The sequence below is a fragment of the Acetoanaerobium pronyense genome (assembly GCF_017874355.1).
Lineage (GTDB): Bacteria > Bacillota > Clostridia > Peptostreptococcales > Filifactoraceae > Acetoanaerobium > Acetoanaerobium pronyense.
The window spans coordinates 1-4,091 of the sequence record NZ_JAGGLI010000063.1; the positions used below are offsets into that span (position 1 = coordinate 1).

The 4,091-nt window shown below is 34.1% G+C and carries 5 protein-coding genes; all 5 read left to right on the forward strand.

Going from position 1 to position 4,091, the window contains the following annotated elements; translation table 11 throughout:
• The first annotated feature begins 358 nt into the window (after positions 1–358).
• The 5 genes from accB to J2Z35_RS14855 all read left to right on the forward strand — a co-directional run bounded on the left by accB (position 359) and on the right by J2Z35_RS14855 (position 4,036).
• Positions 359–838, forward strand: a complete 480-nt coding sequence (accB, locus tag J2Z35_RS14365) for an acetyl-CoA carboxylase biotin carboxyl carrier protein (protein WP_209662093.1) — start codon at positions 359–361, stop codon at positions 836–838.
• Between the two features lie 3 nt (positions 839–841).
• A complete protein-coding gene (locus J2Z35_RS14370; RefSeq protein ID WP_209662094.1) occupies positions 842–2,188 on the forward strand; it encodes an acetyl-CoA carboxylase biotin carboxylase subunit in 1,347 nt (448 codons plus the stop codon).
• Positions 2,189–2,264: 76 nt separating this feature from the next.
• Positions 2,265–3,047 (forward strand): acetyl-CoA carboxylase, carboxyltransferase subunit beta, encoded by a 783-nt coding sequence (gene accD, locus J2Z35_RS14375; RefSeq protein ID WP_245330936.1) that lies wholly within the window; start codon positions 2,265–2,267, stop codon positions 3,045–3,047.
• Positions 3,044–3,841 carry an acetyl-CoA carboxylase carboxyltransferase subunit alpha gene (locus tag J2Z35_RS14380; RefSeq protein ID WP_209662095.1) on the forward strand — a complete coding sequence of 266 codons (798 nt, stop codon included), beginning with the start codon at positions 3,044–3,046 and terminating at the stop codon, positions 3,839–3,841. Before accD ends, J2Z35_RS14380 begins: the two co-directional genes overlap by 4 nt.
• Before the next feature lie 63 nt (positions 3,842–3,904).
• A complete protein-coding gene (locus J2Z35_RS14855; RefSeq protein ID WP_281063653.1) occupies positions 3,905–4,036 on the forward strand; it encodes a hypothetical protein in 132 nt (43 codons plus the stop codon).
• The last annotated feature ends 55 nt before the right edge of the window (positions 4,037–4,091 follow it).

A 4,091-nucleotide genomic window follows, 5' to 3' on the forward strand; every position in this document is an offset into this window, starting at 1 on the left:
TGAAAATCATAGGTTCTATTTGCTTTGCCCTTCTTTAAATCTTTTGTACGTTTTCTTTAAAAATCTTTTCTTGACATATTACCAGATTGCTTTTTAAGTTTTATAAAATAAGAAATATCATATATAAAAAAAATAGAATATTTTGATATTATTATAGCAAAAAAACCTCTGGTAAACTAATACATAAAGGTTACAAAACAAAGCTCGCAAATATGATAGATAAAAAATACGCAAAAAATATTTGACAACTTAAAGAGAATAATATATAGTTTGACTATAAAATATTTTGACTATCAAACTATTTTAAAATCAAAGGAATTTTTAAAAATTCTAAAGCGATTTTATACTTGGAGGAATTATGGAGCTAAATCAAATCAAAGAGCTTGTCAATATTATGGAGTCTTCTATGCTGGAGTCTTTAGAAGTAGAGACAAATGATATCAAAATAAAAATGGGAAAATCAAATACTATCAAGAGTAATATAAAACCAAAAGAAAAGAATTTAAACCAAGGCCTAGTCTCAGAAGAATATAAAATACAAAATCAAAAGGAAGAAAAAATAGAGTATACAAAACCAGATGAAGTGAACCACGAAAATTTAACTGAAATAAAATCTCCAATGGTTGGAACCTTTTATGAGTCATCTTCTCCTGAGTCTGCTTCATATGTAAAGGTTGGAGACAAGGTAAAAAAAGGAGATATACTTTGCATTGTTGAAGCAATGAAGGTTATGAATGAGATAGAAGCTGAAATAGAAGGAGAGGTAGTAGAAATACTTGTCTCTAATGAATCTCCTGTTGAATATGGTCAGGTACTATTTAAAATCAAAGGAGCATAGCCTATGTTTAATAAGGTTTTAATAGCAAATAGAGGCGAGATTGCAGTAAGAATAATTCGTACCCTAAGAGATATGGGAATAGTAAGTGTAGCGGTTTATTCTGAAGAAGATAAAAGTAGCCTTCATGTACAACTTGCAGACGAAGCAATTTGTATAGGGCCAGCAAAATCAAAAGACAGTTACTTAAACATTGTAAATATATTAAGCGCTGCGACTATATCAGGAGTAGATGCAATACATCCTGGATTTGGTTTTCTATCAGAAAATCCTAGATTTGCCAAAATGTGTGAAGAGTGCAAAATAAAATTTATAGGGCCTTCTCATAGTGTAATAGATATGATGGGAGATAAATCAAAGGCAAAAGAATTAATGAGTCAAAATAAAATTCCTATAATACCAGGCTCGGATGGCGCTGTTAAAGACGTTATTGAAGCTAAAAAGATAGCAGATGAAATAGGATATCCTGTTCTTCTAAAAGCTGCCTCAGGCGGTGGAGGAAAAGGAATGAGAATAGCAAATTCAAGTGATGAAATAAAAAAAGCATTTGAAGGTGCTGCAATGGAAGCTAAAAGCTCATTTGGAGACGATAGACTTTATCTTGAAAAAGTAATTTTAAATCCGAAACACATAGAGTTTCAAATACTGGCAGATGAATATGGGAATGTGATTCACCTAGGAGAAAGAGACTGTTCAATCCAAAGAAGAAATCAAAAGATAATTGAAGAGGCACCCTCTCCTGTGATTGACAAAAGTCTAAGAGATGAAATGGGAAAGACAGCTGTTAGAGCAGCTAAAGCAGTTGGATATAAAAATGCTGGTACGATTGAGTTTTTACTCGATAAAGACGGAAGCTATTATTTTATGGAAATGAATACACGGGTTCAAGTCGAGCATCCTATAACTGAAATGGTGACTGGAATAGACATCATAAAAGAACAGATAAAGATAGCTGCAGGGGAAAGACTTTCACATGAGCAAAAGGATATAAGGATAAGCGGTCACTCGATTGAATGTAGAGTAAATGCCGAAGATCCATACAGAAACTTCGCTCCAACACCTGGAAACATTATAGGGCTTCATATTCCATCTGGAATAGGGGTGAGGGTTGATTCATTTATATATCAAGGATGTAAGGTTTCACCTCATTATGATTCTATGGTAGCAAAGCTAATAGTTCATGGCAGAGATAGAGCTGAGGCAATGAGCAGAATGAAAAGAGCACTTGGAGAGTTTATAATTGACGGAATAAAGACAAACATAGACTATCATTTCAATATAATGGATATCGAAAACTATAAATCAGGTGATTATGATACTGGGTTTATAAATACATATATGGGAGTTGATTAAAATATTCGGGCAACTCTTTAGAAAAACACAATATAATAAGATTAAAAAAAATGTAAAATCTCATATTCCAGAAGGTATGTGGGTGAAATGTACATCATGTAAAGAAAATATATATTCAAATGATTTTGAAGAGACCAAAAATGTATGCCCAAGTTGTGGTTATCATTTTCCTATGTCCTCTTGGGAAAGAATTCATCTTATATTTGATGAAGATACTTTTGTAGAAATAGATGAAAATATTACAAGTACAAATCCAATAGGCTTTCCAGAGTATGAGAAAAAAATAAAGAATATGACCCTCAAGACTGGAATTAAAGAAGCTGTAGTTACAGGCTTTGGAAAAATAAAAGGACAAAATGCTGTAGTAGCTGTGATGGACTCAAGGTTTATGATGGGAAGCATGGGAAGTGCAGTAGGAGAAAAAATCACAAGAGCAGTAGAAAAATCAATAGAGCTTAAGATGCCACTTATAATATTTTGCGCATCTGGTGGAGCAAGGATGCAAGAGAGTATATTTTCTCTAATGCAGATGGGAAAAACAAGTGCAGCTCTTAGAAAACATAGAGATGAAGGTCTTTTATATATATCAGTCCTTACCCATCCTACTACTGGTGGAGTTACTGCAAGCTTTGCGATGCTTGGAGATATAATAATCGCTGAGCCAAAGGCACTTATAGGATTTGCAGGTCCAAGAGTCATAGAGCAGACTATAAGGCAAAAGCTTCCTGATGATTTTCAAAGCTCAGAGTTTCTTCTTGAAAAGGGTTTTGTAGATAAAATAGTAAAAAGAGAGGATATGAAAAACACACTCTCAAGGATATTAGCCCTTCATAATAAAGATGGGAGGGAAAATATATGATAAGTGCGATGGATAGAGTAAATATAGCAAGACATAAGAAAAGGCCAACTACACTTGATTATATACACAAAATATTTGATGAATTTATAGAGTTTCATGGAGATAGACTTTTTAGGGATGACCCTTCTATAGTTGGAGGCATAGCTTCATTAGATGGTCAAGCCGTTACTGTAATTGGTCATCAAAAAGGGAGAAACACTAAAGAAAATATATATAGAAACTTTGGCATGCCATCTCCTGAAGGATACAGAAAAGCCTTAAGACTTATGAAGCAGGCTGAAAAATTCAATAGGCCTGTACTGACCTTTATAGACACACCTGGTGCATACTGCGGAATAGGTGCTGAAGAAAGGGGACAAGGTGAGGCAATAGCTTCTTGTCTTATTGAAATGTCAGGTTTAAAAGTACCTACTCTTTCTATAGTAATAGGAGAGGGAGGAAGCGGTGGAGCGTTAGCTCTTGGTATTACAGATAAAATATGGATGCTTGAAAACTCAATATACTCTGTACTTTCCCCAGAAGGATTTGCAAGCATACTTTGGAAAGATCCTTCAAGGAGTAAAGAGGCAGCAGAGATGATGAAGCTTACCGCCAAAGATCTTAAAGAGTTTATGATTATAGACCATATAGTACCTGAGCCTCCTAAAGGAGCTCATGAAGATGTGGATAAGGTAGCCATGGATATTAAAGAGAAGCTTTCCATGGAGCTAATTAAGATAAAAGGTCTCGATACTGAGGATATTTTAGAGAGGAGGGGGAAAAAATTCAGGAATTTGGGAAAATTCTCGGTCTAGTGTTCCCAAATGTCTCAGGGATGGGTAAGATATGTATATAAAGAGTTTTAGGAAGGTGATGACATGTCAAATCCAACGAAAATAATAAATTCTATTCTAGTAGATCTGTTCAAGCATATCCTAGATATAGAAGAAAAATCCCTGAGAAGTAGAGGTGTAACTGGTAAAATAAAATGGAGAGATTTCGGCAAATAAAAATGGAGAAAAAATACTCATAAAGTCTTTGAATCTTGTTAGAATACTTAAAGTA